Source organism: Caulobacter zeae, assembly GCF_002858925.1.
In the GTDB taxonomy this organism is placed as follows: Bacteria; Pseudomonadota; Alphaproteobacteria; order Caulobacterales; family Caulobacteraceae; genus Caulobacter; species Caulobacter zeae.
This window is the reverse complement of record NZ_PJRS01000048.1, coordinates 1-26349: the sequence shown is the minus strand read 5'-3', so window position 1 is coordinate 26349 and position 26349 is coordinate 1. Positions and strand designations below refer to the sequence as shown.

Genomic DNA, 26349 nt, shown 5'->3' with positions numbered 1-26349 from the left:
AACAAGCCCGGGCCGGCGATTCGCCAGCCCGGGCCCGGGACGGGTTACGAGTTCAACCGGGGCCGCAAAGGACCCCGGATCGGATCAACGGATGGCGATCAGATCGGCGTCGTCGGTGGTGACGTAGATCTTGTCGCCCACGGCGATCGGGGCCAGCAGCACCGGCGCGCCGATCTTCAGGGTCTTTTCCGTGGCGCCGGTCTTGGGGTTCAGGGCCACGGCCTCGCCGTAGCTGGACACCGTGATCAGGCGGCCGGAAGCCAGGATCGGGCTGGACCAGATGCGCGGACGCTTGGACAGCTTCTTCTTCTGCTTCTTGGAGAGCTTGTCGGTCTCGTTCAGGTCGCGGATCCAGTGGACCTGGCCGCCGTCGCGCGAGGCGCAGATCACCTGGCCGGCCTTGTCGACCACATAGACCACGTCGCCGGCGGGCCAGGGCGTGGTGATGGCAGTGACCGGCAGGGTCCAGCGGGCCTGGCCGGTGCGCAGGTCGGTGGCCGAGAACACGCCCGAGTGGCTGACGGCGTAGACGTCGCCCTTGTAGATCACCGGACGGCCGGCGATGTCGCGGATTTCCGACAGGGCGTTGGTGCGGCTGGCGCGGCTGAGGGCCTCGCTCCACAGGTCGTTGCCGTTGCCGGTGCGCAGAGCCACCAGTTCACCCGAGGCGAAGCCGGCGACGACGGTGTCGCCGCTGATCGCCGGGCTCGAACCACCCAGGATGCGGGCCGGCTCGATCAGGGCCTGATAGGTCCAGCCCGGCGCGCCGTCGGCGGCCGAGAAGGTCAGCAGTTCGTTGTCGGTCGAGACCACGAAGACGCGGCCGTCGGCCACGGTCGGCGCGGCGTGGACCGGCGTGCTGGTCGCCTGGCGCCAGTTTTCCTTGCCGGTGGCCGCGTCGAGCTGGGCCACGAAGCGGAAGCCCGACGAGACATAGAGCTTGCCGTCGGCATAGGCCACGCCGCCGCCGAAGCCGCGGGTGTCGTCCTTGCGGCCGCCGATCCCGAGGAAGCCGCGCTTGCCCGGCTGGCGAGCCGGGCGCAGGTCCTTGCGCCACAGCGTCTCGCCGGTGACCGCGTCGAGCGCCGAGACCTTGGCCTCGCCGTCGAGCACGAAGATCTTGCCCTCGGCCGAAACGGGGTTGGCGGTGATGTGGAAGGTGCGGTTGGCCTTCTGGCCAAAGCCCTTGCGCCAGGCGATCTCGAAGTCCTTGCCGGCGGCGACGTGCTCGACCGATTGCTCGGGGCTGCCGCCCGGCAGGCGCCAGTCGGCCTGGGCTTGCGGTTCGGGCAGGAAGAAGTCGACGCCCTTCAGGCCGTCGGCCGCCTCGACCTTCTGGTCGAAGGCGATGACCGAGATCCGCTGGCCTTGGCTGGCGGTGGCCTTGTTCTTGTCGTCCTTGCCGAAGGGGTTGAGCTTCGACACCGTCGAGCAACCGGTCACCGACACCGCGGCCGACATCATCGCGGCGAGCAGCAGGGAACGCTTCAGAGTCATGGGTCGGCGGCTCATTGAGCTTGGGGTTGCAGGCCCGGCGGCAGCTGGCCGGGCGCGAGTTGGATCGGCGGCGGCAGCGCGGCCGCGGCCTTGACGGCGGCCGGCAGGGCCTTGGCCGAGCCGGAATCGATCATCTGGATCGCGGCCTGGGCGCGCTGGCGGGTGTCGTCCGAACCGTCCGACAGCAGCGAGAGCACGACGAAATCGCCGCGCGCCTCGGCCGTCTTGCCGGCCTGGAGCTTGGCGAACGCCAGGGCTTCCTTGGCCTGCACGCGGTAAGGGCTCTTCTCGCCGGTCAACGGGGTCAGCCTCGACTCGATCTCCTGATAAGGAGCCGTGTCCATGCGCGCGAAGGCGGATTTGAGGCGCGCTATGTCACCCATGACAGGATCGGGAGCAATCTTGGCCGCTTCGTCGAAATAACCGACAGCTTCCTTGGTCTTGCCCTCGTCCAGGCGGATGCCGCCCATCTGCATGAAGGCCAGCGTGCGGTAGCCGGCGTTGCCTTCCTTCGACAGCTTTTCGAACTCGGTGAAGGCCTTGGCGGGCCCTTCCTTCTCGTAGGCTTCGAGGGTGGCCTGCACGGCTTCGGAGGCCTTGTTGGCGCGGCTGCTCTCGTAGGCGGTCCAGCCCCACCAGCCGCCCACGCCCAGAACCGCGACCGCCGCGACCGCGCCCAGGACGGGCAGCGACTTCAGCGCGAAGGTCTTGTAGCGGTCGGAGCGAAGCTGCTCTTCGACCTCGTCAAACACATCGACCACGAACGAGGCTCCAGTACGGGCGCCGGCGGCGCCGGGGGCGTCGCTGCCCGGACAGTTCCGGACGACGCAAGGTTGAAACATCAGGAGTCGAGGCCCTGGCCGCGACGCAGGCGGCGAACCTATAGCGTGTCCGCCGCCGCCGCAACGGCGGGGAACCCTGGTTTGGAAGGGAGAGGAACCTCCCCCTGTGGGGGAGGCGATCGCGAAGCGATCGGTGGGGGGCGTTGTCGCCAGACCGGCCGGCGCAGCAAAAGCTGAAAACCTCCCCCCACCGGCCTTCGGCCGCCTCCCCCACGGGGGGAGGTTCCTCAACGTCAATCCTTCTTGGCGTAATACGTCTCGGCCGGGCCCGGGAAACTGCGGTCCTGGACGTCGCGGGCGTAGTCGGCGGCAGCCTTCTCGATCGCGCCCTTCAAGTCGGCATAGCGGCGGACGAACTTGGGGGTCCAGTCGAACAGGCCCAGCATGTCGTCGCTGACCAGCACCTGGCCGTCGCAGCCGGCCGAGGCGCCGATGCCGATGGTCGGCGGGGCGATGGCTTCGGTAATCTCGCGGGCCAGGGCCTCGGCGACCCCCTCGATGACCACGGCGAAGGCGCCGGCGTCGGCGGTGGCGCGGGCCTCGGCCAGGATCTTCTGGCGGCCCTCCTCGTCGCGGCCCTTGGCCTTGAAGCCGCCGTCGACCAGCACGGCCTGCGGACGCAGGCCCACGTGGCCCATCACGGGCACGCCACGATCGACGAGATAGCGGATGGTGTCGGGCACGGTGGGACCGCTCTCGACCTTCACCGCCTGGGCGCCCGTTTCCTTCATGATGCGGACGGCATTGGCGTAGGCTTCTTCGGGCGCGCCCTCGTAAGAGCCGAACGGCATGTCGACCACGACCATGGCTTTCCTGGAGCCGCGCATGACCGCCTGGCCGTGCAGGATCATCATTTCCATGGTCACGCCGACGGTGTTGGGCAGGCCGTGCACGACCATGCCCAGCGAGTCGCCGACCAGCAGGACGTCGCAGGCGTCGTCGAGAGCGGCGGCCACCGGGGCGGTGTAGGCGGTGAGGCAAACGATCGGAACGCCGCCCTTCCGGGCGGCGATATCGGGGGCGGCGAGACGGCGGACCGTCTCCTGGCGATGGGCGGACAAGCTTCGCTCCGGCTCTATTGCGGACGCCCGGAGCGCGGCGGGGCCGCCTCCGGATTAGAACTCTTCGACCAGTCGGGTGACGGCGAAGGCCAGAGCGATAGCCGCAAGAGCGGCGCCGAGCCAAAGGGTTTCTACGCTGGCCGGCGTGGCGACGAACTGATTCACCTGGTCCATGACCTTGTCGACGCCCAGATCCACCGTCGACACCCCCTCGCTGGACGCGGCCCGCAGGTCGGTGGCGAAACGGCTGGCGATCAGTTGCCCGACCGCGATCAGCCCGGCGACGCCGCCGGCCGCCCCGATCGCCAGGCGACGCAGCGCCCAGCCCCGATCCAGTCGGCGCTCGACCCGCGCGTGGAAGGCCTCGGCGTCGGGCAACGCCGGCGGGTCGGCGAACAGCCGTGAGAGCTGCGCATCGAAGTCGCGATCAACCATGACCTTCCCTCCGCGCCGAAACGTCCGCGTTCGGGGCCAGCTTGGCCCTGAGTTTATCCAGACCACGTTTGACATGGGATTTGACCGTGCCGATCGGGATGTTCAAGGCCTCAGCAGCCTCCGCATGTGACCAATCCGCGCCGTAGCAGAGCGAAACGCACAGGCGCTCGCCGCGCGAAAGCCCCTTCAGCGCCTCGTCGAGATCGAGCCGATCGCCCGGCGTGTCGCCCGAGACAGGCGGCGGCGCTTCCTCCGGCGCGGCGTCCGAGAAGATCAGGCGTGCGTCGCGCTTGACCTTGCGCAGATAGAGCCGCGCGGCGGTCTTCTTGATCCAGCCGCCGAAGGCCCCCTCGCCGCGATAGTCGGCGATCTGCTCGAAGCCGACCAGGAACGCGTCCTGGGCGACGTCGTCGGCGGTGGCCGGGTCCGCCCCCAGGCGACGCAGCAGGCCCCGCACGGACGAGCCGTGCCTGCGCACGAGCTCCCCGTAGGCCCGGCGATCGCCGGTGGCGGCCAGGGCCGCCAGCTCGACGTCGTGACCGGTGGTGGGTGGGCGTTCGATGCCCATGATGAAAGTCCCCTCGTCCCCCAAGCGCCTGCGTCAGGCGTCCGGCCGGTAACCCTTGTTGGGGTTGAAGAAGCTGAGAACCACGTAGGCGATACCGATCAGGGCGGGGATGGCGGCCGCGCCGAGCAGCGGGTGGAAGGCCTCGTCGTGACGCTGGCCCAGGATCAGGCCCATGACGGCCAGGCCGGCGCCGATGGCGATCAGGATCACGCCGGCGCGGATGTCGCGCACCGACGACGATTCCTTCGGCGGCTTGATGTCCTTGGTCATCGCGTCGACCAGTTCGGGCGGCAGGGCCTGCCCCTTCTCGATCGCGGTGCGGACCGTGGCCTGCATTTCCTGCTTGTTGCGGGCCTTCAGCCACGTGGGCACCAACACGATGGCGGCGATCATCGCGAAAAAGCCCAGCGGGACCAGAATGTCTTCCATGACTCGTTCCCCTCGAAAGTCCGACGAGAGCCTGTCGCTTTCGTCTCGTACAGGGAAGAGACTTTGACGGCGCCGTTTGGAGGCGCCCGCCGAGATGAAACTTTCGTAAGGCGGATCAGGCCGTGGCGACGGCCGGCGCGTCGGCGCGCAGGGTCAGGCGCGAGACGATGTCGTCCATCGCATCAAGCAGCACGGTCGGCGCGTGGTCGACCAGCAGCTGGCGGGTCGCATAGCCCCAGGTCACCGCGCCGGACGCCAGCCCCAGCGCGTTGGCCGCGTCGATGTCGCGGGTCTCGTCGCCGATCGAGATCACCCGGCCCGGCTTCACCCGGGCGGTCTTGATGACCTTGGTGAACTTCTTGGCCTTGCCGAACAGCGAAGCGCCGCAGCCGTAATAGTCGATCAGCTTGGCCAGGTCCGGCCCCAGCACGGTGCGAATCGTCGCCTCGCTGTTGGAGCTGACCACGGCCAGGCGCACGCCGCCTGCCGACAGGGCCTTCAGCATGTCCGGAACGCCCGGGAACAGCCCGATCGAACCGATCTCGGCGGCCATCAGCTTCTTGCCGTGGGCGGCGATGATCGGGATCTTCCAGGCCGATACGCCCAGATACTTGATGATCTCGCGATTGGGGCGGCCGCGCAGCATCTCGACTTCCTCGTCGGTGACGCTCTTGAAGCCGTACATCCTGGCCATCGGGTTGACGAGCTTCAGCACCACGGCGCCGCTGTCGGCCAGCGTGCCGTCGAAATCAAAGATCGCCAGATCGTAGGGAAGCCCCGAAGTCACGCCCACTCAATGCCCTGCCGCCGGACGAACCGGCTGTTTCCCCTAGACTTAGCCGCTGGACGCGGCGCTTGTCGCCCCAAAGTTCGCCAACTCGCGTCAATCGCGCAAGCGGCGTGCGCTCGTCAGGCGAGAATGGCCGTATACTGATCGGGTTTGAAGCCCGCCAGCAACTTGCCGTCGACGTCCAGCATCGGCCGCTTGATCATCGAAGGCTGGGCCAGCATCAGCTCGACGGCCTTCTTGGCGTCGATCCCGGTCTTGTCGGCGTCGGGCAGCTTGCGGAAGGTCGTGCCGGCGCGGTTGAGCACCGTCTCCCAGCCCAGCGCCTCGACCCAGCGCTCGACGTCGGCGCGAACCGCGCCCGAGGTCTTGTAGTCATGGAAGGCATAGGCCACGCCGTGCTCGTCGAGCCAGGTGCGGGCCTTCTTCATCGTGTCGCAGGCCTTGATGCCGTAGATCGTCACCGTCACCGGGCGCGCTCCAGAACTTTCGGCCGCGAGTCGGCCCCTTCCCCATCCGATTAGCATTTTCACATCGGACGCGGTCCGGATTTGACCTGGAGCAGTTGCGTCTCACTCGCGACAGGACAACATTAGCCCCATGACCGATCTCGCTCTCGCCCAAGCCCCGTCCCTCGCCAAGCGGCTGAAGGCCGGAACGGAGGCGACCCACGATCGGCTCGACAAAAGCATCATGGCCGGCCGCCCCTTCGCCGACCGCGAGCGCTACGGGCGTTTCCTCGAGGTGCAGTATCGGTTCCACCGGGACATCGACGGCCTCTACCAGCGTCCGGAACTGGCCCAGCGCCTGCCCGACCTCGACGGTCGCCGGCGCCTGGCGCAGATCGCCGCCGACCGGGCGGACCTTGGCCTTCCCGCCCTGGCCGACCTGCCGCCGCCGGCCTTCACGGCCGACAGCGAGCCCGACCTCGCCACCGCCCTGGGCTGGCTCTACGTGGCCGAGGGCTCGAACCTGGGCGCAGCCTTCCTGTTCAAGGCCGCGGCCAAGCTGGGGCTCGACGAAAACCTCGGCGCGCGCCACCTTGCGGGCCATCCTGACGGTCGCGCCGCCCATTGGCGGCAGTTCACCGCCGCCCTCGACGCGGCCGGACTGGACGAAGCGGGCGAAGCGCGCGCCATCGCGGGCGCGCAAGCCGCCTTCTCACGGGTACAGGCCTATGTCGACGCCGCCTTCGGCTGAACCGCCGGCCCTGGAACTGGACGCCCCGGAGGCGCCGGCTCTGCCGACCTCGCGAGGCGTGCGGACCGGCTACCTGATCGCGGGCCTGGCGTTCACTGCGCTCGGGATCATCGGCGCCTTCCTGCCGCTGATGCCCACGACGATCTTCCTGATCCTGGCCGCCGGCTGCTTTGGGCGCTCCTCGCCGAAACTCGAGGCCTGGCTGCTCAACCACCCACGCTTCGGCCCCTCGGTCCGCGCCTGGCGAGCCAATGGCGCGATCCCGCGCAAGGCCAAGGTGTTCGCCTGCCTGGGCATGGCCGGCGGCATGGCCGTGTTCCTGCTCGCCGCCCGGCCCAAGCTGTGGCTGGGCCTGCTGGTCGGCGCGATCATGGCGGGTTGCGCGGCCTTCGTGGTCTCGCGACCGGCGCCGCCGGCGGCCTGACAGCGAGCTTGGCGCTAGGAACGGCCCCGCCGTCCCAACGGTTTTCCTCCGACAGACAGAAGGAGGAAACCATGTCCAAGGCCCCGCCCATCCCGCCCGAACAGCGCGCCTTCAAGGGCCAGAAGCCTGACATCGAGGGCCACGCCAGCCGCGAGGGCCTCCAATCGCCCGATCCCGGCAACGCGGACGTCAACCTGTCCGAACAGGGCCGGCACGGGAACCTGCGCCAGAACACGACCCATTCGGGCAACGTGCAGGATCGCTAGATCACCCTTTAAGGGGCCAGCGCCCGAGCACGATGTGGCGGGTCTGGCCCAGCAGGCTGTGGATCAGCACGAACTCCGATACGGTCCAGGACACGGGCTCGACCGCTGCCTCGGGCGCCAGGGCGCGGTCGTAGAGCAGCGTCACGTGCGGATTGAACTGCTTGGCCACCTGCTTGCCCAGGCCTGCGTGCGCCATCGAAAGGCCCAGGGTCTTCTGGAAGGCATGAAGGCTGGAAAGCCCCTCCCCGCCCTGTAGGACGAACGGGTTGTTGCCGCGGTTATTGAAGCTGGCGGCCTTGTCGAAGCTTACTTCGAACGGCGCGGCGGCGCCCGCCGCCTCGCCGGCTTCCAGCGCCTGGGCGACGATGCCGCGCGGCAGGCCGGCATAGTCGCCGATATGGTGCAGGGTGACATGGAACCGGTCGGGCGTCAGCGGCGCGCCCGAAAGGCCCAGGCGCCCCTTCAGGTCACGAGCCCGACCGGCGATGGCCTCGGCCACGGGAGCCTCAGGGAAGATCCCGAAGAACAGGCGGTCGGACGGCGGACCGTCGAGTTCGGGAAAGAGCGACATCAGAATCGACCGCCGATGAGAGGTGGCCTGCTTATGGCGCCGGAGCGAGCGGCTGTCGCCGCCCGCTCCGTTGCAGGATCAGCTGCGCGCCGGGATGTTCAGGCCGCACTGCACGGCCGGACGGGCCAGACCCCGCTCCAGCCAGGCCGGCACGTTCTTCAGGCTCTTGAAGTCGACGAGGTCGGCCGCCTCGTAGAAGCCGACGAGGTTGCGCACCCAGCCCAGGGTGGCGACATCGGCGATGGTGTATTCGTCGCCCATCAGCCAGTCGCGGCCCTCCAGGCGGGTCTCCAGCACGCCCAGCAGGCGCTGGCTCTCGGCGCGATAGCGCTCCAGCGGACGCTTGTCCTCGTACTCGCGGCCGGCGAACTTGTGGAAGAAGCCCAGCTGGCCGAACATCGGGCCGACGGCGGCCATCTGGAAGAACACCCACTGCAGGGTCTCGTAGCGCGCGGCCGGATCGGCAGGCAGCAGCTTGCCGGTCTTCTCGGCCAGGTAGACCAGGATCGCGCCGCTCTCGAACAGGCCGAACGGCTTTCCACCGGGACCATTAGGATCGATGATCGCCGGGATCTTGCCGTTGGGGTTGAGGCTGAGGAATTCCGGGGTCCAAGTCTCGTTCTTGCCGATATCGATCAGGTGGGGCTCGTACGGCAGGCCCACCTCTTCCAGCATGATCGACACCTTCACGCCGTTGGGCGTGGGCAGCGAATAGAGCTGGATGCGGTCGGGATGAGCGGCGGGCCAGCGGCTGGCGATCGGGAAGGCCGAGAGGTCGGTCATGGAAGCTCCTGGAAGGGGTCCAGGCCGATATAGGCGCCGCGCTGGCGAGACCCAGCCCCCTACCGTAACTTTCTTGGTGTCAGTTACGATTGGCCGAGCGCAGGATGAAGCCCAGGATCTCGGCGACGGCGACGTAGAGCGCCTCGGGAATCTCCTCCTCCATCGGGATGGTCGACAGGGCCTGGGCCAGCGCCGGGTTCTCCTCCAGCGGCACGCCGTGCTCGCGGGCAGTCTCGACGATCTTGTCGCCCACCCAGCCACGGCCGCTGGCGACTACGCGCGGAGCGTTCGGCTCGTCGTAGCGCAGGGCGACGGCGATGCGGGGGCCGGAGACGCGGGTCATGTGGCCTGGTCCAGGAAGCGGCCGGGCGCGGCCAGCGGCGCAGGCGGCGGCGCGGCAGCGTGGAAGGCCACCTCAGGCTCCAGGGCGGCTTCGCGCAGGGCGGCGTTCAGCATCTCCTCGCCGCCGCGCAGGCGGGCCATGGCTTCGGGACGCTCGGCCCAGAGGGAGACGCGGGCCCGCTCGCCGGTCAGGGCCAGCTGGGCGTCGATGCGGCCCATGGGCTCGACGTCGAGCGAGAAGCGAACCTTCCAGGTGCGGGCCTCGGCGACGCCGCCGGCAGCCCCGCCTCCGCCGCCGTCGCGGCTGATCTCGAACTGCGCCACGGCCGAGCCCTGCGGCGTGGCGAAGGGCACGTCGAACACCCAGCGCGGGCCAGGCTTGTCGTCGACCAGGCGGCTGTCGGCTGGGCGCGCGACGTCGGCGCGCTCGGGCAGCGAGGCGGCCTGCAGAAGTTCCTGACGCGCCAGAGCGGCGTCGACGCCCTTCGAGAGCTGCTGGGCGACCAGGGCCGGATGAGCGTCGGGCGCCAGGGTGGAGGCAGCCGCCGGCTGTGCGACCACGGGCCCGCCCGCGAACGGCGGCGGCGGCCCCTTGCCAGGCGGTGGGACGAGCGGAACCAGGGTCGTGGCCGGTTGGCGGACGACCGGGGCTTCCTCGAAACCAGCGGCGGCTTCCTGCGCCAGGACCAGCAGCGCCGCAGCGGGCTGGGCCGCCTGTCGCGGCGCCGGCGGCGGCGCCACGGCGGCCAGGAAGCGGGCGACCGGCGACTCGGGCCCTGCGTCGTCCATCGGGACTGGCGCGGCCGCGGCGGGCGGCGGCGCTTCGACTTCGGGTGCGGCGGCGGCCAGCGGCGGCGGCGGCGCCTGGGTCGTGGTTGGAAGCGGAGCCGCAATCGACGCGGCGAGTTGAGGCGAAGCCTGCTGGACCAGCGGGGCCGAAACCGCCCCCTGCTGCATCGGAACCTGTTGCGGAGCCGCCCCAGCGGTCTGCGAGGGCGTCGACGGCGTTGATGCAGCCGCCGGCGCCGCCGGACCGGTCTGGGCGCTCCAGCTGGCCACGGCGGCCCGCAGCACCAGCATGGCCGCCTTCAGGTCCTTGGCGGCAAGCGGCGCGGCGCCCGGCGCGGGCGCCTCTTCGGCCAGACGGCTTTCCATGAACAGGCCCGAGCGACCGAAGGCCTGGCGGATTTCGCCGGCGGTCACCGCCCCGTCGATGGGCGATCGCAGGGCCAGCATGTTGGCGGCGGCCTGGCGCACCAGGACTGGCGCCTGGGATGAGGTCGAGACGCGCTCAAGGTCGGCCAGCAGCGGGGCCATGCCGCCCTGGGCCGGCGCGGCGCGACCGACCATGTCGGAAACCACCCTGGCCTGAACGGTCGAGCTCGCGAGCAGGATCTCGCGCGCCTGACCCGTAGCCCCGCCCTTCAGCAGGCTCTCGACAGTGTCGGGGGTTTGCGGCGCGGCGCCGGGCTGGGCGACGATCTTGCCCAACGCCTCGGTCGCCTCGGCCATGGCCATCTGCGCCAGCATGGCCGGCGGCGGCAGACCGGACTGCCCGGTCTGGCCGCCCTGCGGACCGGCGGGCGCGATCGTCGCCGTCGGCTGCACCGAGGCGAGGTTCGGGACGACGGCTCCAATCGGCAGGACCGACACAGGCGGGCTCCACGGCGGCGCGAGGCGCACAAGGTTGCCGCAAGATTAATCCACAGGCGTGAAGCGGGTCTTAAGCCGTTTTGGCGCTTCGCTTTTCCAGGAACGAGAGCATGGCGTCGGCCGCCGCCTCGGCCGGATCGGGCATGCCGCGCCCCAGGCGCTCGAGCGCCGCATACTGCTCGGCCACCTGCCGCCGGCGCAGGACCGGATCGTCGAGCCGCTCTGCCAGCGCCGCGGCCAGGCGCTCGCCCGTGCAGTCGTGCTGCAACAGTTCGGGCGCCACTTCCTTGTCGGCGGCGATGTTGAACAGCGTCACCCAGCGCGGCGTCATCAGGCGCTTGAGCAACGCATAGGTGATCGCGCCGATCTTGTAGCCGACCACCATGGGAACGCCAGCCAGGGCCAGCTCGAGCGTCACCGTGCCGCTACAGGCCAGGCCGACCGTGGCGGCCTTCATGGCGTCGTCCTTGGCCTGGTCGTCCTCGATCACATGGGCGCGGAACGGCCAGCCGGCGACGCGCGCCTTGACCGCCGTCGCCACGGTCTGGGCGGCGGGCACGACGACGTGCAGGCCGGGGCGGTCGGCCTTGAGGATGCGCACGGCGTCCTCGAAGGCCGGCAGCACGCGCTCGATCTCGGACGGCCGGCTGCCCGGCAGGACGGCGAGGATCGGATCGTCGGGACCGGCCCCGATCGCGGCCCGGGCCCGGGCCGCGTCGGCGCCGCTGAAGTCGCGCGCCAGGGCCGGGTTGCCGACGAAGACGCTGGGCAGGCCCTCGGCGTCGAAGAACGCCTTGTCCATCGGCTGGGTGGCCAGCAGCAGGTCGACGGCCCGGGCCAGGACCTTGGCCCGCCCCGGACGCGAGGCCCAGACCTGGGGCGCGACGTACTTGACCAGCGCCATCGAGGGATCCAGCGCCCGCAAGCGCTTGGCGAGGCGGATATTGAACCCCCAGGAATCGATGAGCACGGCCACGTCGGGCTTCTCGCGCGCGGCCAGGGCCTCGACGTCCTTCAGGCGGCGCACGACGCGCGGATAGGCTTTCAGGCCCTCGAACAGGCCCAGAATCGACAGTTCGGAGATGTCGAAGGGGCTCTGTACCCCCTCGGCCGCCATCCGCGCCCCGCCCAGGCCGACGAAGCGCACCTGGTCGCCCAGCCGCGTCCGCAAGACCTTGGCCAGGCCCGCGCCGAGATTGTCTCCCGAGGCCTCGGCCGCGATCAGCATGACCGTCAGCGGCCGGGAGGAAGACATCAGCGCGGCTCGACGCCGTAGACGAAGAGGCCCAGGTCGTCGGCACAGGCGATCACCTGGTCGCGGTCGACGATCAGCAGGCGGCCGGCTTCGCCGACCACGCCGGCCAGGCCGGCGCGCGCGGCGCGCTGGATGGTGGCCACGCCGATGGTGGGCAGGTCGACCTTGGTTTCCTGGATCGGCTTGGGCGCCTTGGCCAGAACGCCCTTGGGCGCCTCGGGGCAACCGCGCACGGCCTGCGGCAGGTCGGCGACCCGGCGCAGCATGGCGTCGGTGCCTTCCTGCGCCTCGACGGCCAGAACGAGGCCGTCGCAGACCACGGCCCCCTGCCCCACGTCCAGCCCGCCGATGGCGCGGGCCACGGTCAGGGCGCGGTCGATGTCGGCGCCGTGCTGTTCGCGCGGCGCGTAGCGGCCCAGCGGGCCCGCCGGCAGGGTCATCTCGCCGCGCACCTCGTGGGCGCCCTCGACGATAAAGCCTTCCTTCTCGAACTCGGTCAGCACGCGACGCAGGAGGGCGTCGTCGCCCTCGCGCGCGGCCTTGATCAGGCCGGGCAGCACCTTCACGCCCCGGAAGTCGGGGATCAGGGCCGAGAAGTCGGGGCGATCGACGACGCCGGCGAAGCAGACGGCCTCGCAGCCCTCGTCCTTTAGCGCCTTGAAGGCCTTGCCGAACTCGGCGATGCCGACCTCGGCGCCGGGATACTGCTCCAGCGACGGATCGGCGAAGCCCCTGACCCGCATCACCGAGAACGGCCGACCGGCGCGCTCGCAGTGCGCCGCCAGTTCGATGGGAAGAGCCCCGCCGCCGGCGATCAGTCCAAGCTTGCGCAAGATCAGACCTCGCGCTCGGGCAGGCACAGCGGGCGATTGCCGTCGGCGCGGATGAAGTCGACGATCTCCATCACCTCGGGCGTGGCCGAATAGGTCTCGACCACGTCGTCCAGGCGTTCCTGGAAGGTGCCTTCATCGGCGAACATCAGGCGGTAAGCCGCGCGCAGCGCGTTGATGGTCTCGCGCGAGAAGCCCCGGCGCTTGAGGCCGACGAGGTTCAGCCCCTCCAGGTGGGCGTGGTTGCCCCACACCGAACCATAGGGGATGACGTCCTTGGTCACAGCCGCCAGGCCGCCGATGAAGCTGTAGCGGCCGACGCGCGAGAACTGGTGGATGGCCGCCAGGCCGCCGACGAACACGAAGTTGCCGACGTCGACATGGCCGCCCAGGGTCGCGCCCTTGGCCAGCACCACGTTGTCGCCGACCGTGCAGTCGTGGGCCACGTGGGCCTCGGCCATGAAGAAGCCGTCGGCGCCGATCGTGGTCACGCCACGACCCGAGGCCGTGCCGGTGTTCATCGTCACCTGCTCGCGGATCGTGTTGCGCGGGCCGATGACCAGCTGTGTGCGCTCGCCCTTGTAGCCCAGGTGCTGCGGCGGACCGCCCAGCGCCGAGAAGGCGTGGACGACGGTGTCCTCGCCGATGGTGGTGACGCCATCGACCACCACGTGCGACAGCAGGCGCACGCGCGCCTCCAGGGTCACGTCCGGGCCGACGATGCAGAACGGCCCGATCTCGACGTCTTCACCCAGCTTGGCGGCGGCGTCGACGATGGCGGTCGGATGGACTTTGGTCATTTCGTCGGGGTCTCCACGACCATGGCGGCGAACTCGACCTCGGCGGCGACCTTGTCGCCGATCTTGGCCACGCCCTTGAACTTGAAGATGCTGGAACGCGCGCGCAGGACCTCGACCTCCATGCGCAGGACGTCGCCCGGGCGCACGGGGTTGCGGAAGCGGGCGTTGTCGACCGACATGAAGAAGATCGTCTTGCCGGCGGTGTCGACTTCCAGCGACTTGCTCATCAGCACCGCGCCCGTCTGGGCCAGGGCCTCGATGATCAGCACGCCCGGCATCACCGGATTGCCCGGGAAGTGGCCCTGGAAGAACGGCTCGTTAACCGTCACGCACTTGATGCCGACGATCGACTTGTGCGGCTCGTAGGCTTCGGCCCGGTCGACCAGCAGGAACGGGTAGCGGTGCGGGATCCGGGCGAGGATCTCGGCGATGTCGATGTCGGTCTGCGGGGCCGCGGTTTCGGTCTGGCTCATGCCTCGTCTTTCATCCCCCGGCTGCGCGCGCTGCGCGACAGCCATGCGGTTTCTCGCAGCCACCGTTTGATCGGTCGCGCGGGAAACCCTGTCCATGTCTCGCCCGCCGGCACGTCCTTGAACACCGAGGCGGACGCCCCGATGCTGGCGCCGGGGCCGATCGTCAAGTGGTCGGCGACGCCGGCCTTGCCGCCGAAGGCGACGCCGTCGCCGACGACGGTGGTGCCCGACAGCCCGGTATAGGCCGCGAGCACGCAGTTACGGCCCAGCTGCACGTTGTGTGCGACGTGGACCAGATTGTCGATCTTGGTGTTTTCGCCGACCGTGGTGTCGTCAAAGGCGCCGCGGTCGATGCAGCTGTTGGCGCCGAGCGTAACCCCGTCCTGAAGCACCACGCGGCCCAGCTGCGGAAGGTCGACCACGCCCCTGGCGCCGGGCGCGGCGCCAAAGCCGGCCTCGCCGATCACCGAGCCGGCGTGCAGGCTGACGCGATCGCCGATCAGCGCGAAGCCGACGACGACGTTGGCGCCCACGAAACAATCACGGCCGATGGCGACGCCCGGGCCGATGACGGCCCCGGGACTGATCGTCGTGCCGCGGCCGATGCGGACGTCCTGCCCGATCACCACGCCGGGCGAAAGGCGCACGCCCTCCTCCAGAACGGCGGAGGGGTGCACGGCGGGCGCGCCGGCGTCGTGGCGGCGCGGCGCATACAGCAGCGCCGTCGCGGCCGCCCAGGCGGCCTGCGGATGCGAAGTCAGCAGCACGGCGCAGCCTTCCGGCGCGAACTCGCGATGCTGAGGACGCATGAAGATCGCCCCCGCCTTGCAGGCGGAAAGGTTCTTGGCGCGACGGGGATCGGAAAGAAAGGAGACGGCGTCAGGTCCCGCGCCGTCCAGCGGCGCGACGGTGGCGATCAGGCGCTCGCCCAGGCCGGGATCGGCCAGTTCCGCGCCTCCGGCCTTGGCCAGGACGGACACGGAAACCGGACCCAGGGTCTCGAAAAAACGGGGGTCCGGCATGCAAACCTCTCGACGACGGCCGTCCCGGGAATCGCCCGATACGGACGAAGTGTAGGCGGCCGAAAGCCGCCCCGAGTCAATGCCGTAACGGAAAGCGCCCGCCCGGCCGCAAAGGCCGAGCGGGCGCTCCCAGTGCTTAGCGCTGCAGCTGGGCGGCCAGCTGGGCGGCTTGCTGCGGCGTCAGCTTGGTGCGCTCCAGGGCCTGGAACGTGCCGGCCTTGCCGCGGGCGTCCAGGGCGGCGACGATCTGCGGGGTGATGTCCATGGCCGGGTTGAAGATGGCCACGGCGCTACGCTCAAGCAGCACGCCGCACTGCTTGGACTGGTAGGCCGAGATCACGGCCGGCTGCAGTTCGGTCGCGTAGGACTGCTGGGCGGTTTCGTTGGTGGCGAAAAGCTCCATCTGCATGTGGGCGACGTCGCGCTGCAGGGCGCTCTGCTCCAGCTCCAGGTCTGCCTTTTGCTTTTCGCGGGCGTTGATGTCCGGGGCCGGGGTCTTGGCGGCGGCGTTGAACGCGTCGATCTTGGTCTGCAGGGCCTTTTCGCGGGCCGATAGCGGCTGCTCGGCGGTGGTCTGCAGGGCCTTGATGCGGGCGTCGAGCGCCTTGCCGGTCTGCGACCCGCCGCGCACGCCGCCGGCCGAGAACACGCACAGGCTGGCGATCGGCGCGCCGTGGGTGACCGCCGGGGCGGCCGGAGCGGCCGGAGCCTTGGCGAGCGGGGCGGCGGCTTGAGCGAAGGCGCCCGAGGCCACGGCGAACGCGGCCAGGCCCGAAGCGGCGGCGGCGAAGAACTTGGAGGACATGTCGTCTAAAGCCTTGTGGAGATTAGAAACGAGTGGAGGTGGAGAAACGGAAGGTTTCCGTCCGGTCGTAGTCTTCCTTCGCCAGGATGCGGCTGATGTCGAACCGGATCGGTCCCATCGGCGACTTCCAGTCGATGCTGACGCCAGCCGAAGCGCGCAGACCAAGGTTGTCCTTGATCGTGGTGCTGAACTGGCCGGGCGAAACCTGGCGGTCAACGTCGTCCAGCTGGCCGGCGGTGCCGAAGTCGGAGAACAGCGCGGCCTTGATGCCGTACTGCTCGGGCAGGAAGGTCGGGATGGTCAGCTCCAGCGAACCGATCGCGTACAGCTTGGCGCCCAGGGCGCTGTTGTCGCTGGCGGTGTCGCGCGGGCCGATACCCGCCGTCTCGAAGCCGCGGAACGTCTGGCCGCCCTTGTAGAAGCGGTCGTTGATGCGAACGCTGTCGCCGCCCCAGCCTTCGATGTAGCCCGCCGAACCGGTGGCGCTGAACACGAAGTCCTTGTTGAAGCCCCAGTACCAGCCGCCGTCGACCTCGGTCTTGAGGTAGTTCACGTCGCCGCCGAAGCCGGCGAGGTCCTGGTTCAGGTCGGCGAAGAAGCCGCGGGTCGGACGCAGCGGGTCGTTCCGCTTGTCCAGGCGCAGGCCATAGCCGACCAGCGAGGTCATGTAGGCGCCGCGCTGCAGGCAGAGGATCGTCGAGACGCTGCCGTTGGCGCAGTAGCTGTCGGCCACGTCCACCTCGTCCCGGCGCAGGGTGTACCGCAGGCTCATCGAGGTGTTTTGCGTCAAGCCGAAGCCCATGGTGAAGCCGCCGCCCAACGACTTGGTGTCGTAGGCCGCGAACTCGCTGAGGTCATATCGATACGAATAGAGGTTCACGCCCGCGGCCAAATTACGGCCCAGGAAGCGCGGCTCGGTGAACGCGAAGTCGACCTGCTGGCGCAGCGAGCCCACCGACACGCGGGCGCGCAGGTTCTGGCCGCGGCCACGGAAGTTGCGCTGGGTGACGCCGACGTCCAGCACCAGTTGGTCGACCGAGCTGTAGCCCGCGCTGAACGACAGTTCGCCCGTCGGCTGCTCTTCGACCTTGACCCGCAGGTTGGTGCGGTCCGGCGCGGCGCCGGGCACTTCCTCGATGGTCACGTCCTTGAAGAAGCCCAGACGGCGCATGTTGTTGCGCGACCGGTCGACCAGCACGCGGTTGTAGGCGTCGCCCTCGGCGACTTCCATTTCGCGGCGCAGGACATAGTCGAGCGTGGCGGTGTTGCCGACGATGTCGATGCGATCGACATAGACGCGCGGACCTTCACGCACCGAGAACACGACGTCGACCGTCTGGGTCTCGCGGTTGGGCACGTAGCGCGGACGCACGTCCACGAAGGCGAAGCCCGCGGCGCCCGCCGCGAAGGTCAGGGCGTCGGTGGCCTGCTCGATGCGCTCGTCTTCGTAGATCTGGCCGGTCTTGATCGGCAGGATCTGGGCCAGCAGGTTGCCGTCCAGCTTCTTCAGCTCGGTTTCGACGGTGACCTTGCCGAACTTGTACTTGGGGCCTTCGTCGATCGTGTAGGTGACCGCAAAGCCGTTCTTGTCGGTGGCCAGCTCGGCCGTGGTGGCCACGACGCGGAAGTCGAAGAAGCCGCGGTTGCGGTAGTACTTGCGCAGCTGTTCGCGATCGTACTCGATCCGGTCAGGGTCGTAGTTGTCGTTGCTGGTCAGGAACTTGTACCAGTGCGACTCCTTGGTGACGATGACGTCGGAGAGCTCGTTGTCCGAGAACTCCTTGTTGCCCAGGAAGTTGACGCCCAGGACGCCGCTCTTGGGGCCTTCGTTGATCTCGAACACCAGGTCGACGCGCTTCTGCGGCAGTTCGACAACCTTGGGCGTCACGGTCGCCGAGATGCGGCCCGAACGACGATAGAGCTCGATGATGCGCTGGACGTCGGCCTGCACCTTGGCGCGGGTGAAGATGCCGCGCGGACGGATCTGCACCTCGTCCTTCAGCTTATCTTCCTTGAGGGCCGAATTCCCTTCGAAGACCACCTGGTTGATGATCGGGTTCTCGACGACCTTGACCACCAGGTCGCCGCCCACCAGCTCGATCGAGACGTCGGCGAACAGGTCGGTGCGACCGAGGGTCTTCAGCGCCAGGTCGAGGCGGGCCGGATCGACCGTCTCGCCAGGCTGGATCGGCAGATAAGAGAGCACGGTGCCCGCTTCGATCCGCTCGTTGCCCTGCACGACGATGCGCTGGACCACGCCCGAGGCCTGGGCCTGGGCGAACGCCGTCTGCGGCGCGATCAGGGCGGTGGAGCCGAAGAGAAGCGCAACGCCGGTGGCGAACGCGGCGCTATGGGCGCGAATTTTGCTCATGGGACCAATCATGGACGGGCGGCGATCGTTCACGTGAACAGGCCGCCGATGAATTTGAACACGTCGTAGCGGTTGAGGTCGTTCCACGCCGCGAACAGCATGAAACAAAGGATCAGGGCAAGGCCGGCGCGGAACCCGGCGGCCTGGAAGTCGGCCCGCAGAGGTCGCCGGAAGACGGCCTCATAGGCGTAGAGCAGCAGGTGCCCGCCATCCAGAACCGGGATCGGCAGCAGGTTCATGAAGCCGATGCTGACCGACAGGCTGGCGATCAGGATGGCCTGGCTGGCGACCGTGCGGATGATCATGGTCTTCAGGTCGGGCGCGCCCTCGACGCTGGCCTGGGTCACCGCGCCGGCGGTCTTGCCGATTCCGATGATGCCGCTGATCTGGTCGGCCGGCAGCTGGCCGGTCACCAGGCGCCCGAGATAGAAGCCGATGGTCTTGAGCATGTCCCAGACCTGCACCGTGGCGCGCGGGATCGCCATCCAGACCGAGGACCGTTCGAAATAGCCGCGACCGCCGAGCGCCACGCCCAGACGGCCGACCTTCACGCGACCGGCGATCTCGTCCTTCTGCTCGACCAGCGTCGGCGTGGCGGTGAGCTCGAGCGTCTGCTGGGCGCGCTGCACCGTGAACTGCACGGGCAGCTTGGCGCGCAGGCTCACATAGGCGGCGACGTCGCGATAGCTTTCGACGGCCTTGCCATCCATCTTCACGATCACGTCGGCGGGCTTGAAGCCAGCGGCGGCGGCGGCGCTCTTGGGCTCTACGCCCTGCACGATGACCTGGGTCTTCAGGTCGCCGATGGCCACCTGCATCACCGCGAAGACCAGGATGGCCAGGATGAAATTGGCGATCGGACCGGCGGCGGCGATGATCGCCCTCTGCCAGACCGGCTTGAAATGGAAATACTGCTTGAGCGCCGCGGCGCCTTCGCGATCGGCGATCTCGCGCTTCATCGCGTCCAGGTCGTTCTGGTCGGGCACGCTGGCGGCGTTCTCGTCGCCGGCGAAGCGCACGTAGCCGCCCAGCGGGATCGCGGCGATCCGCCATTCCACGCCGCGCTTGTCACGCCAGGAAACCAGGGGCGCGCCAAAGCCGATGGAGAAGCGATCGATCGCCACCCCGCAGGCCCGCGCGGCCCAATAATGTCCCAGTTCGTGCACCGTCACGACGACGGACAGCACGATGACCATGGACACGATCGCGATCAGAAGACCGATCATCGGCTTGGAATCAGAGCTCCCCGGTCACTTCCTAATGCCGCTTGTGAGCGACAACCTCGGCCGCAATACGGCGAGCGGAACCGTCGATCATGACGGCTGTATCAAGAACGTCACCTGCCGTTACGGCGAGGTCCCCTACCCCGTTCATGCGTTCCAGCGTCCCCTCAACCGACGCGGCAATATCGAGAAAGCCGATCTGTCGGTCAAGGAAAGCCGCGACGGCGACTTCATTCGCCGCGTTCATCGCCGTCGGCGCCCCGCCGCCCAGGCGCAGGGCCTCGCGCGCGACGCCCAGCAGCGGGAAGCGCGCAAGGTCCGGATCCTCGAAGGTCAGCTGGCCATAGGCCCCAAGATCCAGGGGCTTAGCCGGCCAGGCCAGGCGCTCGGGCCAGGAATAGGCATAGGAAATCGGGCTGCGCATGTCGGGCGGGCCCAGCTGCGCCAGGGTCGAGCCGTCGGTGTATTCCACAAGGCTGTGAATCACCGATTGCGGGTGGATGACGACGCCGATGCGGTCTTCCGGGGTGTCGAACAGGTAGGAGGCCTCGATCATCTCGAGCCCCTTGTTCATCATCGACGCGGAATCGACCGAGATCTTGGCGCCCATCGACCAGTTGGGATGGGCGATGGCCTGCTCGGGCGTGGCCAGGGCCATCTGCTCGCGGGTCCAGGTGCGGAACGGACCGCCCGAGGCCGTGAGGATCAGGCGCGCGACGCGGTCCAGGCAGGCCGGCTGCAACACCTGGAAGATCGCCGAATGCTCGGAATCGACGGGGATCACCGTCCCGCCCGCAGCACGCGAGATGCGCAGCAGTTCGGGGCCGGCGCAGACCAGGCTTTCCTTGTTGGCCAGGGCCACCACGGCGCCCGTGCGGGCCGCCGCAAGCGTCGGGGCAAGGCCCGCCGCGCCGACAATGGCCGACATCACCCAGTCGGCGCCCATGGCCGCCGCTTCGGCGACGGCGGCCGGACCGGCCGCGGCCTCGACGCCGGAACCAGCCAGGCGCTCGCGCAGGTCGCCCAGCAGGGCCTCGTCCTCGATCACCGCCAGCTTCGGCCGCCAGCGCAGCGCCTGCTGCGCCAGGCGCTCGACATTGCGGCCGGCCGCCAGGGCCAGGATCTCGACCGGGACCTTGGACTGCTCGAAGAGATCAAGGGTGGAAACGCCGATGGAGCCGGTCGAACCCAGCACCACCACCTTACGTGTGGTCAAGGCAGCCATCCCCACTGGTCGAACAGGCGCACGGCGGCCACGACGATGGCGGCGAACATCAGGCCGTCGACCCGGTCGAGCAGGCCGCCATGGCCGGGGATCAGGTCGCCGGAATCCTTCACGCCGAAACGGCGCTTGAGCATCGATTCCCAAAGGTCGCCGGTCATGGTGGCCAGCCCGCCGAGGAAGCCGATCACGGCGGCCACGGGCCAGGTCAGGTCCATGTCGGGCAGGCGCGGCAGGGCCTCGGCCAGCAGGTCGACGCCGATCGCCGCCAGGGCCGCGGCCAGCAGGCCGCCGAAGAAGCCCGACCAGGTCTTGTTGGGCGAGAACCGGGGCCACAGCTTGGGGCCCTTGAAGATGCTGCCGGTGACGTAGGCGAAGATGTCGGCGAACCAGGTCACCGCGAACAGCAGCAGCGTCCATGACAGGCCAGCCGGGCTGAGGCGCAGCCACAGCAGCGTGATGCAGGCCGGCGCGATATAGATGACGCCATAGGCCGCGTCGGCCCGGCGCTCCACCGCGCCGCGGGCCAGCAGGGCCGCAGCGAACGCGCCGGCGGCCGCCAGGGGCCAGGTGAGGATGTAGTGGCCGCGGAACGCCGCGACGAGCGAGATCAACACCGCCACGCCGACGGCGACGGCGACGCCGACCGGGGCCTTGGGCGCGCTCATCATGCCCCACTCGCGCGCCAGGAGCGCGGTGCATACGGCCAGAAGCAGCAGGAACCACACGCCGCCGAACCAGACGGCGGCCACGACCGTGGGCACGAGCACCGTGGCCGAAGCCACGCGCGTCCCAAGATTGCTCCAGTTGAAGCGCTTAGCCGGCGACGGCGACGTCATCGGCCGCAATGCCTCCATAGCGCCGGTCACGGCTACGATATTCCGCGACGGCGGCGGCCAGGTGCTCGGGGCCGTAGTCGGGCCACAGCACGTCCTGGAACACCAGTTCGGCGTAGGCGCATTCCCAAAGCAGGAAGTTCGAGATCCGGTGCTCGCCGCTGGTGCGCACGATCAGGTCCGGGGCCGGCGCGGCCGAGGTCGAAAGGAACGAGCCGAACGTCGCCTCGTCCAGGTCGGCCGCCCTAGCCTCGCCCCGCTCCACACGCTCGGCGAACCGGCGCGCGGCGTCGGCGATATCGGCCTGGCCGCCATAGTTGAAGGCCACCTGCAGCAGGAAGCTGTCATTATGGGCGGTGCGGCGCTCGGCGCGCTCGATCACTTCCAGCACGTCGGGCGACAGGCCCGTGCGCCGGCCGATGATCCGCACGCGGACGCCTTCACGGCTGAGCCGATCGAGGTCCGATTCGACATAGGCCTTGAGCAGGCCCATCAGCTCGGAGACTTCCTGCGCCGGACGACGCCAGTTTTCGGTCGAGAAGCCGAACACCGTCAGCACGCCGACTCCGGCCGCGGGCGCGCCCTCGACCGTGCGCTTGAGCGCATTGACGCCGGCCCGGTGGCCCAGCGCGCGCGGCATGCCGCGACGCTTGGCCCACCGGCCGTTGCCGTCCATGATGATGGCCGCATGCAGTCCCGCGCCGGCCTCGCCCCCGGGGCGCGCGGTCTTGGTCTGCAGGCCGGTCTTCGGCGACATGCGCTCTTAGCCTTCCCTTCTCATCCCCCAGGAGCCCGCTAGTCGGGCCTGACCAGAGAGGACGATCAGACCTGCATGATCTCTTGTTCCTTGGTTTTCAAGGCCTCGTCGATGCGCTTGATGGCTTCGTCGGTCAGCTTCTGGACCTCGGCTTCCATCTTCTTGCGCTCATCCTCGTTGACCGCGTTGTCCTTCTCGGCCTTCTTCAGGTCGTCGTTGGCGTCGCGACGAATGTTGCGCACGGCGATCTTCTGCTGCTCGGCGTACTTGCCGGCGATCTTCGAGAGGTCCTTGCGGCGCTCCTCGGTCAGCGGCGGGATCGGGATACGCAGGTTCTGGCCTTCGACGACCGGGTTCAGGCCCAGGCCCGAGGCGCGGATGGCCTTCTCGACCGAGACGACGACGCCGCGGTCCCAGACGCTGACGTTGATCTGGCGCGGCTCGGGCACGCTGACCGAAGCCACGGCGTTCAGCGGCGTGCTCGAACCGTAGGCTTCGACCATCACCTGGTCGAGCAGGCTGGCCGAGGCGCGGCCGGTGCGCAGGGAGCCGAACTCGTCCTTCAGGGCGAGCACGGCCTTGTCCATGCGGTCTTTGTAGCGGGAAAGGACGGGCTTTTCGGCGGCGGCCATGGCGTGGGCTCTCTTCGCTTTATGAAATCAGGCGTTCGCGACGACGGTGTGCGTGCCTTCGCCACGCAGCACGCTGAGCAGGTTGCCCCGCCCCTTGATCGAAAACACCACGATCGGGATGTTGCTGTCGCGCATGAGCGCGACCGCCGAGGCGTCCATGACGCGCAGGTCCTTGGCCAGCACGTCCATGTAGGTCAGGCGGTCGTAGCGCTGGGCGGTCGGATCCTTCTTGGGATCGGCGGTGTAGACGCCGTCGACGCTGGTGCCCTTGAACAGGGCGTCGCACTGCATCTCGGCGGCGCGCAGGGCGGCGGCGGTGTCGGTGGTGAAGAACGGGTTGCCGGTGCCGGCGGCGAAGATCACCACGCGGCCCTTCTCGAGATGGCGCTGGGCGCGGCGGCGGATATAGGGCTCGCAGACGGTGGCCATCGGAATGGCCGACTGCACGCGGGTCTCGACGCCGATGCGCTCGAGAGCGTCCTGCATGGCCAGGGCGTTCATCACCGTGGCCAACATGCCCATGTAGTCGGCGCTGGAGCGCTCCATGCCCTTGGCCGCGCCGGCCATGCCGCGGAAGATGTTGCCGCCGCCGATCACCAGGCACAGCTCGACGCCGGACTTGACGATCTCGGCGATGTCCAGGGCGACGGACTGAACGGTGTTGGTGTCGATCCCGTAGGGCGTGTCGCCCATCAGCACTTCGCCGGAAACCTTGAGCAGAAGGCGACGATAGGGCTTGGCGGGGATGGGATCAGACATGAACCGGGCTCTTCCTGAGTCGTCGGCACGCACCATAGTGCGCGTTACACAAAAGTGGGATCGGTTTTGCGCCATGGCGGCGCGACGCCGTACAAGCGCAAAAAAAGGGCGCGGCGCGCGTTCGATCCGCGCCGCGCCCTTCCTTTATCGACCTTGAAAGCGGCGAGCCCAGGGCCCGCCGCCTTCATTGTCTTGATCAGCCTTAGGCCTGACCGGTCATCGAGGCGACTTCGGCGGCGAAGTCGTCCTGCTTCTTTTCCACGCCTTCGCCGAGGGCGAGACGGGTGAAGCCCTTCACGGTGATTGGCGCGCCGAGGGTCTTGCCGGCTTCGGCCACCAGTTGCTCGACGGTCTGGTCCGGGTTCATGACGAAGGCTTGCTTCAGCAGCACGACTTCTTCCAGGAACTTGCGGATGCGGCCTTCGATCATCTTCTCGATGACCGAAGCCGGCTTGCCCGACTCCAGAGCCTGCTCGGTGAACACGGCCTTCTCACGCTCGATGGCGGCCGGGTCCAGATCTTCCGGCGACAGCGACAGCGGAGCGGTCGCGGCCACGTGCATGGCGATCTTGCGGCCCAGTTCGCGCAGGGCGGCCTTGTCGCCAGCGGTCGACTCGAGGGCGACCAGCACGCCGATGCGGCCGAGGTCCGGCGCGGTGGCGTTGTGGACGTACGAGGCGACGACGCCGTTCTCGACGCTGTGCTTGGCGGCGCGACGGACCATCATGTTCTCGCCGATCGTGGCGATCAGGTTGGTCAGGTGGTCCTGAACGGTCTCGCCGCCGGCCAGCTTGGCGCTGGTGATGGCGTCGATCGAACCGTCGGTGCCCAGGGCGGCGCCGGCGATCTGACGAGCGGCGACCTGGAACAGGTCGTTGCGCGACACGAAGTCGGTTTCGGCGTTCACTTCGACGGCGGTGGCGGTTTCACCCGCGCCGCTTTCCGACACGGCGATGGCCACCAGGCCTTCGGCGGCGGCGCGATCGGCCTTCTTGGCGGCCTTGGACAGGCCCTTGGCGCGCAGCCAGTCGATGGAGGCCTCGATGTCGCCGTTGTTCTCGGCCAGGGCCTTCTTGCAGTCCATCATGCCGACGCCGGACTTTTCGCGCAGTTCCTTGACCAGCGCAGCCGTGATCTCAGCCATGGAAAATCTCCAGATTCAAACGTTTAGCGACCGGGCTTGATAGCCCGGTCGCGTGTCGGTAGCGCGACGGCCGCCGCTCCCCGGAGGGAGGCCGGCGGCCGAAGAAAAATCAGCCGGCGGCCGATTCGTCGGCGGCCGGAGCAGCAACTTCCTCGGCGGCGGCTTCGGGAGCGGCTTCCGGGGTCAGTTCGCGGGCCAGAGCCGGCTCGATCGGAGCGACCGAAGCGCCCAGGTCCACGCCCGAAGCGGCTTGACCAGCGGCCAGGCCGTCCAGGACGGCGTCGGCGATCAGGTCGCAGTACAGCTGCAGGGCGCGGGCGGCGTCGTCGTTACCCGGGATCGGGTAGGTGATGCCGTCCGGATCGCAGTTGGTGTCGAGGATGGCGACGACCGGGATGTTCAGCTTGCGGGCCTCAAGGATCGCGATCGCTTCCTTGTTGGTGTCGATCACGAACATGATGTCGGGGATGCCGCCCATGTCCTTGATGCCGCCCAGCGACAGTTCCAGCTTGTCGCGCTCGCGGGTCAGCTGCAGCAGTTCCTTCTTGGAACGGCCGGCGCCTTCGCCGCCCATGATGCCTTCCAGCTCGCGCAGACGAGCGATCGAGCCCGAGACGGTGCGCCAGTTCGTCAGGGTGCCGCCGAGCCAGCGGTGATTCACGTAGTACTGGGCGCAGCGCTTGGCGGCCGTGGCGACCGGATCCGAAGCCTGGCGCTTGGTGCCGACGAACAGCACGCGGCCGCCGGCGGCGGCGACTTCACGGACCTTCACCAGCGCTTGGTGCAGCAGCGGGATGGTCTGCGACAGGTCGATGATGTGGATGTTCGAGCGCGAACCGAAGATGTAGCGGTCCATCTTCGGGTTCCAGCGGTGCGTCTGGTGACCGAAGTGGGCGCCGGCTTCCAGGAGCTGACGCATGGAGAATTCGGGAAGAGCCATCGGGCCTTTATCCTTTTTCCGGTTGAACCTCCGTGGACACCCCCGCTCCAGACCATTCTGGAGGCGGGACCGGAACGGCGACGACGGGATGTCTCCCCGACGCTGCCGAACGTCCACGTGTGGAATGGCGCGCAGATAGTCGTGAAACGCGGAGAATGCAAGCCTTTCCCGACGCGGACGGCTCGCCGGGGCCGTTCTTCCCGAACATTCGCGGTCAGGCGCACGTCCCGGCCTTGCGGGACGCCCCGGCCGCCTGGAGCGGATCGACATTGAGGAGTCCAGATCGCTTCGCATCGAGTTTCCCCGCCTTCGTGTTGTGTCCCGAGAGCTTGGCGAGGAGTTCGGCGGGAGCCTTGTGATCGAGGCATAGCAATCGGGTCTGATTGTAGAGCTCGACGAAGTTGAAGAGGAAGGCGTCGCGC

At 68.8% G+C, this 26349-nt stretch carries 31 protein-coding genes; 3 read left to right on the top strand and 28 right to left on the bottom strand.

The window, feature by feature from the left end; genetic code table 11:
• Positions 1-84: 84 nt before the first annotated feature.
• From SGCZBJ_RS23255 to SGCZBJ_RS23220, 8 genes are all read right to left on the bottom strand, one after another.
• A complete protein-coding gene (locus SGCZBJ_RS23255) occupies positions 85-1497 on the bottom strand; it encodes a PQQ-like beta-propeller repeat protein (RefSeq protein WP_420808193.1) in 1413 nt (470 codons plus the stop codon).
• Positions 1498-1508: 11 nt separating this feature from the next.
• On the bottom strand, positions 1509-2258 hold the full coding sequence (locus SGCZBJ_RS23250; protein WP_101720296.1) for a tetratricopeptide repeat protein: 750 nt from the start codon (positions 2256-2258) through the stop codon (positions 1509-1511).
• A 314-nt stretch (positions 2259-2572) separates the two neighbouring features.
• Positions 2573-3400, bottom strand: coding sequence for a 3-methyl-2-oxobutanoate hydroxymethyltransferase (panB, locus tag SGCZBJ_RS23245; RefSeq protein WP_101720295.1), 828 nt, complete (start codon positions 3398-3400; stop codon positions 2573-2575).
• Between the two features lie 54 nt (positions 3401-3454).
• A complete protein-coding gene (locus SGCZBJ_RS23240) occupies positions 3455-3835 on the bottom strand; it encodes a hypothetical protein (RefSeq protein WP_101720294.1) in 381 nt (126 codons plus the stop codon).
• Positions 3828-4403, bottom strand: coding sequence for an RNA polymerase sigma factor (locus SGCZBJ_RS23235; protein ID WP_101720293.1), 576 nt, complete (start codon positions 4401-4403; stop codon positions 3828-3830). Before SGCZBJ_RS23235 ends, SGCZBJ_RS23240 begins: the two co-directional genes overlap by 8 nt.
• Positions 4404-4436: 33 nt before the next feature.
• Positions 4437-4832, bottom strand: coding sequence for a DUF6249 domain-containing protein (locus SGCZBJ_RS23230; protein ID WP_101720292.1), 396 nt, complete (start codon positions 4830-4832; stop codon positions 4437-4439).
• A 115-nt stretch (positions 4833-4947) separates the two neighbouring features.
• A complete protein-coding gene (locus SGCZBJ_RS23225) occupies positions 4948-5619 on the bottom strand; it encodes an HAD hydrolase-like protein (protein WP_240621621.1) in 672 nt (223 codons plus the stop codon).
• Between the two features lie 122 nt (positions 5620-5741).
• Positions 5742-6089, bottom strand: coding sequence for an ArsC family reductase (locus SGCZBJ_RS23220; protein ID WP_101720291.1), 348 nt, complete (start codon positions 6087-6089; stop codon positions 5742-5744).
• Between the two features lie 130 nt (positions 6090-6219).
• Here SGCZBJ_RS23220 and SGCZBJ_RS23215 point away from each other — a divergent pair, with 130 nt between their 5' ends.
• From SGCZBJ_RS23215 to SGCZBJ_RS23205, 3 genes are all read left to right on the top strand, one after another.
• Positions 6220-6819, top strand: a complete 600-nt coding sequence (locus tag SGCZBJ_RS23215) for a biliverdin-producing heme oxygenase (protein WP_101720290.1) — start codon at positions 6220-6222, stop codon at positions 6817-6819.
• Entirely contained in the window at positions 6797-7243 is a 447-nt protein-coding gene (locus tag SGCZBJ_RS23210) for a YbaN family protein (RefSeq protein ID WP_101720289.1), read from the top strand. Before SGCZBJ_RS23215 ends, SGCZBJ_RS23210 begins: the two co-directional genes overlap by 23 nt.
• A 71-nt stretch (positions 7244-7314) precedes the next feature.
• Positions 7315-7509, top strand: a complete 195-nt coding sequence (locus SGCZBJ_RS23205; protein ID WP_058346397.1) for a hypothetical protein — start codon at positions 7315-7317, stop codon at positions 7507-7509.
• A gap of 1 nt (position 7510) precedes the next feature.
• Here the strand turns inward: SGCZBJ_RS23205 and SGCZBJ_RS23200 are convergent, their stop codons facing one another.
• From SGCZBJ_RS23200 to SGCZBJ_RS25815, 20 genes are all read right to left on the bottom strand, one after another.
• Complete coding sequence (locus tag SGCZBJ_RS23200) at positions 7511-8080, bottom strand: 2'-5' RNA ligase family protein (RefSeq protein WP_101720288.1); 570 nt, start codon at positions 8078-8080, stop codon at positions 7511-7513.
• Between the two features lie 78 nt (positions 8081-8158).
• Positions 8159-8863, bottom strand: coding sequence for a glutathione S-transferase N-terminal domain-containing protein (locus tag SGCZBJ_RS23195; protein WP_101720287.1), 705 nt, complete (start codon positions 8861-8863; stop codon positions 8159-8161).
• Between the two features lie 79 nt (positions 8864-8942).
• Complete coding sequence (locus SGCZBJ_RS23190; protein ID WP_101720286.1) at positions 8943-9206, bottom strand: EscU/YscU/HrcU family type III secretion system export apparatus switch protein; 264 nt, start codon at positions 9204-9206, stop codon at positions 8943-8945.
• Positions 9203-10858, bottom strand: a complete 1656-nt coding sequence (gene fliK / locus SGCZBJ_RS23185) for a flagellar hook-length control protein FliK (RefSeq protein ID WP_101720285.1) — start codon at positions 10856-10858, stop codon at positions 9203-9205. Before fliK ends, SGCZBJ_RS23190 begins: the two co-directional genes overlap by 4 nt.
• Before the next feature lie 70 nt (positions 10859-10928).
• Positions 10929-12113, bottom strand: a complete 1185-nt coding sequence (lpxB, locus tag SGCZBJ_RS23180) for a lipid-A-disaccharide synthase (RefSeq protein WP_101720284.1) — start codon at positions 12111-12113, stop codon at positions 10929-10931.
• Positions 12113-12946 carry a UDP-2,3-diacylglucosamine diphosphatase gene (gene lpxI / locus SGCZBJ_RS23175; protein ID WP_101720283.1) on the bottom strand — a complete coding sequence of 278 codons (834 nt, stop codon included), beginning with the start codon at positions 12944-12946 and terminating at the stop codon, positions 12113-12115. The genes lpxB and lpxI overlap by 1 nt, the downstream gene beginning before the upstream one ends.
• Positions 12947-12948: 2 nt before the next feature.
• Positions 12949-13743, bottom strand: a complete 795-nt coding sequence (gene lpxA, locus SGCZBJ_RS23170; RefSeq protein ID WP_101720282.1) for an acyl-ACP--UDP-N-acetylglucosamine O-acyltransferase — start codon at positions 13741-13743, stop codon at positions 12949-12951.
• Positions 13740-14216, bottom strand: coding sequence for a 3-hydroxyacyl-ACP dehydratase FabZ (gene fabZ, locus SGCZBJ_RS23165; RefSeq protein WP_101712959.1), 477 nt, complete (start codon positions 14214-14216; stop codon positions 13740-13742). Before fabZ ends, lpxA begins: the two co-directional genes overlap by 4 nt.
• Positions 14213-15238, bottom strand: a complete 1026-nt coding sequence (gene lpxD / locus SGCZBJ_RS23160) for a UDP-3-O-(3-hydroxymyristoyl)glucosamine N-acyltransferase (RefSeq protein ID WP_101720281.1) — start codon at positions 15236-15238, stop codon at positions 14213-14215. Before lpxD ends, fabZ begins: the two co-directional genes overlap by 4 nt.
• A gap of 136 nt (positions 15239-15374) precedes the next feature.
• Positions 15375-16043, bottom strand: coding sequence for an OmpH family outer membrane protein (locus SGCZBJ_RS23155; protein WP_101720280.1), 669 nt, complete (start codon positions 16041-16043; stop codon positions 15375-15377).
• A 22-nt stretch (positions 16044-16065) separates the two neighbouring features.
• On the bottom strand, positions 16066-18426 hold the full coding sequence (gene bamA, locus SGCZBJ_RS23150) for an outer membrane protein assembly factor BamA (protein ID WP_101720313.1): 2361 nt from the start codon (positions 18424-18426) through the stop codon (positions 16066-16068).
• A gap of 17 nt (positions 18427-18443) precedes the next feature.
• On the bottom strand, positions 18444-19640 hold the full coding sequence (locus tag SGCZBJ_RS23145; RefSeq protein WP_101720279.1) for a M50 family metallopeptidase: 1197 nt from the start codon (positions 19638-19640) through the stop codon (positions 18444-18446).
• 31 nt (positions 19641-19671) lie between these two features.
• Positions 19672-20862, bottom strand: a complete 1191-nt coding sequence (gene dxr / locus SGCZBJ_RS23140) for a 1-deoxy-D-xylulose-5-phosphate reductoisomerase (RefSeq protein ID WP_101720278.1) — start codon at positions 20860-20862, stop codon at positions 19672-19674.
• Positions 20850-21698 (bottom strand): phosphatidate cytidylyltransferase, encoded by an 849-nt coding sequence (locus SGCZBJ_RS23135; RefSeq protein WP_101720277.1) that lies wholly within the window; start codon positions 21696-21698, stop codon positions 20850-20852. The genes dxr and SGCZBJ_RS23135 overlap by 13 nt, the downstream gene beginning before the upstream one ends.
• Positions 21676-22452: a polyprenyl diphosphate synthase gene (uppS, locus tag SGCZBJ_RS23130; protein ID WP_101720276.1), complete on the bottom strand. Its 777-nt coding sequence runs from the start codon at positions 22450-22452 to the stop codon at positions 21676-21678. Before uppS ends, SGCZBJ_RS23135 begins: the two co-directional genes overlap by 23 nt.
• A 65-nt stretch (positions 22453-22517) precedes the next feature.
• A complete protein-coding gene (frr, locus tag SGCZBJ_RS23125) occupies positions 22518-23084 on the bottom strand; it encodes a ribosome recycling factor (RefSeq protein WP_101720275.1) in 567 nt (188 codons plus the stop codon).
• Positions 23085-23111: 27 nt separating this feature from the next.
• Positions 23112-23843 (bottom strand): UMP kinase, encoded by a 732-nt coding sequence (gene pyrH / locus SGCZBJ_RS23120; protein WP_101720274.1) that lies wholly within the window; start codon positions 23841-23843, stop codon positions 23112-23114.
• 202 nt (positions 23844-24045) lie between these two features.
• A complete protein-coding gene (gene tsf, locus SGCZBJ_RS23115; protein WP_101720273.1) occupies positions 24046-24987 on the bottom strand; it encodes a translation elongation factor Ts in 942 nt (313 codons plus the stop codon).
• A gap of 109 nt (positions 24988-25096) precedes the next feature.
• Positions 25097-25927 (bottom strand): 30S ribosomal protein S2, encoded by an 831-nt coding sequence (rpsB, locus tag SGCZBJ_RS23110; RefSeq protein ID WP_101720272.1) that lies wholly within the window; start codon positions 25925-25927, stop codon positions 25097-25099.
• A gap of 214 nt (positions 25928-26141) precedes the next feature.
• Positions 26142-26349, bottom strand: a 208-nt coding sequence (locus SGCZBJ_RS25815) for a hypothetical protein (RefSeq protein WP_205685467.1), incomplete at its 5' end; no start/stop codon positions are given.

Bases quoted from the DNA above. Each gene is read 5' to 3' on its own strand.
- SGCZBJ_RS23255 (WP_420808193.1), bottom strand. From the start codon at position 1,497: ATGACTCTGAAGCGTTCCCTGCTGCTCGCCGCGATGATGTCGGCCGCG.
- SGCZBJ_RS23240 (WP_101720294.1), bottom strand. From the start codon at position 3,835: ATGGTTGATCGCGACTTCGATGCGCAGCTCTCACGGCTGTTCGCCGAC.
- SGCZBJ_RS23235 (WP_101720293.1), bottom strand. From the start codon at position 4,403: ATGGGCATCGAACGCCCACCCACCACCGGTCACGACGTCGAGCTGGCG.
- SGCZBJ_RS23230 (WP_101720292.1), bottom strand. From the start codon at position 4,832: ATGGAAGACATTCTGGTCCCGCTGGGCTTTTTCGCGATGATCGCCGCC.
- SGCZBJ_RS23215 (WP_101720290.1), top strand. From the start codon at position 6,220: ATGACCGATCTCGCTCTCGCCCAAGCCCCGTCCCTCGCCAAGCGGCTG.
- SGCZBJ_RS23210 (WP_101720289.1), top strand. From the start codon at position 6,797: ATGTCGACGCCGCCTTCGGCTGAACCGCCGGCCCTGGAACTGGACGCC.
- SGCZBJ_RS23205 (WP_058346397.1), top strand. From the start codon at position 7,315: ATGTCCAAGGCCCCGCCCATCCCGCCCGAACAGCGCGCCTTCAAGGGC.
- SGCZBJ_RS23200 (WP_101720288.1), bottom strand. From the start codon at position 8,080: ATGTCGCTCTTTCCCGAACTCGACGGTCCGCCGTCCGACCGCCTGTTC.
- SGCZBJ_RS23195 (WP_101720287.1), bottom strand. From the start codon at position 8,863: ATGACCGACCTCTCGGCCTTCCCGATCGCCAGCCGCTGGCCCGCCGCT.
- SGCZBJ_RS23190 (WP_101720286.1), bottom strand. From the start codon at position 9,206: ATGACCCGCGTCTCCGGCCCCCGCATCGCCGTCGCCCTGCGCTACGAC.
- lpxB (WP_101720284.1), bottom strand. From the start codon at position 12,113: ATGTCTTCCTCCCGGCCGCTGACGGTCATGCTGATCGCGGCCGAGGCC.
- lpxA (WP_101720282.1), bottom strand. From the start codon at position 13,743: ATGACCAAAGTCCATCCGACCGCCATCGTCGACGCCGCCGCCAAGCTG.
- fabZ (WP_101712959.1), bottom strand. From the start codon at position 14,216: ATGAGCCAGACCGAAACCGCGGCCCCGCAGACCGACATCGACATCGCC.
- lpxD (WP_101720281.1), bottom strand. From the start codon at position 15,238: ATGCCGGACCCCCGTTTTTTCGAGACCCTGGGTCCGGTTTCCGTGTCC.
- SGCZBJ_RS23155 (WP_101720280.1), bottom strand. From the start codon at position 16,043: ATGTCCTCCAAGTTCTTCGCCGCCGCCGCTTCGGGCCTGGCCGCGTTC.
- bamA (WP_101720313.1), bottom strand. From the start codon at position 18,426: ATGATTGGTCCCATGAGCAAAATTCGCGCCCATAGCGCCGCGTTCGCC.
- SGCZBJ_RS23145 (WP_101720279.1), bottom strand. From the start codon at position 19,640: ATGATCGGTCTTCTGATCGCGATCGTGTCCATGGTCATCGTGCTGTCC.
- dxr (WP_101720278.1), bottom strand. From the start codon at position 20,862: ATGGCTGCCTTGACCACACGTAAGGTGGTGGTGCTGGGTTCGACCGGC.
- SGCZBJ_RS23135 (WP_101720277.1), bottom strand. From the start codon at position 21,698: ATGACGTCGCCGTCGCCGGCTAAGCGCTTCAACTGGAGCAATCTTGGG.
- uppS (WP_101720276.1), bottom strand. From the start codon at position 22,452: ATGTCGCCGAAGACCGGCCTGCAGACCAAGACCGCGCGCCCCGGGGGC.
- frr (WP_101720275.1), bottom strand. From the start codon at position 23,084: ATGGCCGCCGCCGAAAAGCCCGTCCTTTCCCGCTACAAAGACCGCATG.
- pyrH (WP_101720274.1), bottom strand. From the start codon at position 23,843: ATGTCTGATCCCATCCCCGCCAAGCCCTATCGTCGCCTTCTGCTCAAG.
- tsf (WP_101720273.1), bottom strand. From the start codon at position 24,987: ATGGCTGAGATCACGGCTGCGCTGGTCAAGGAACTGCGCGAAAAGTCC.
- rpsB (WP_101720272.1), bottom strand. From the start codon at position 25,927: ATGGCTCTTCCCGAATTCTCCATGCGTCAGCTCCTGGAAGCCGGCGCC.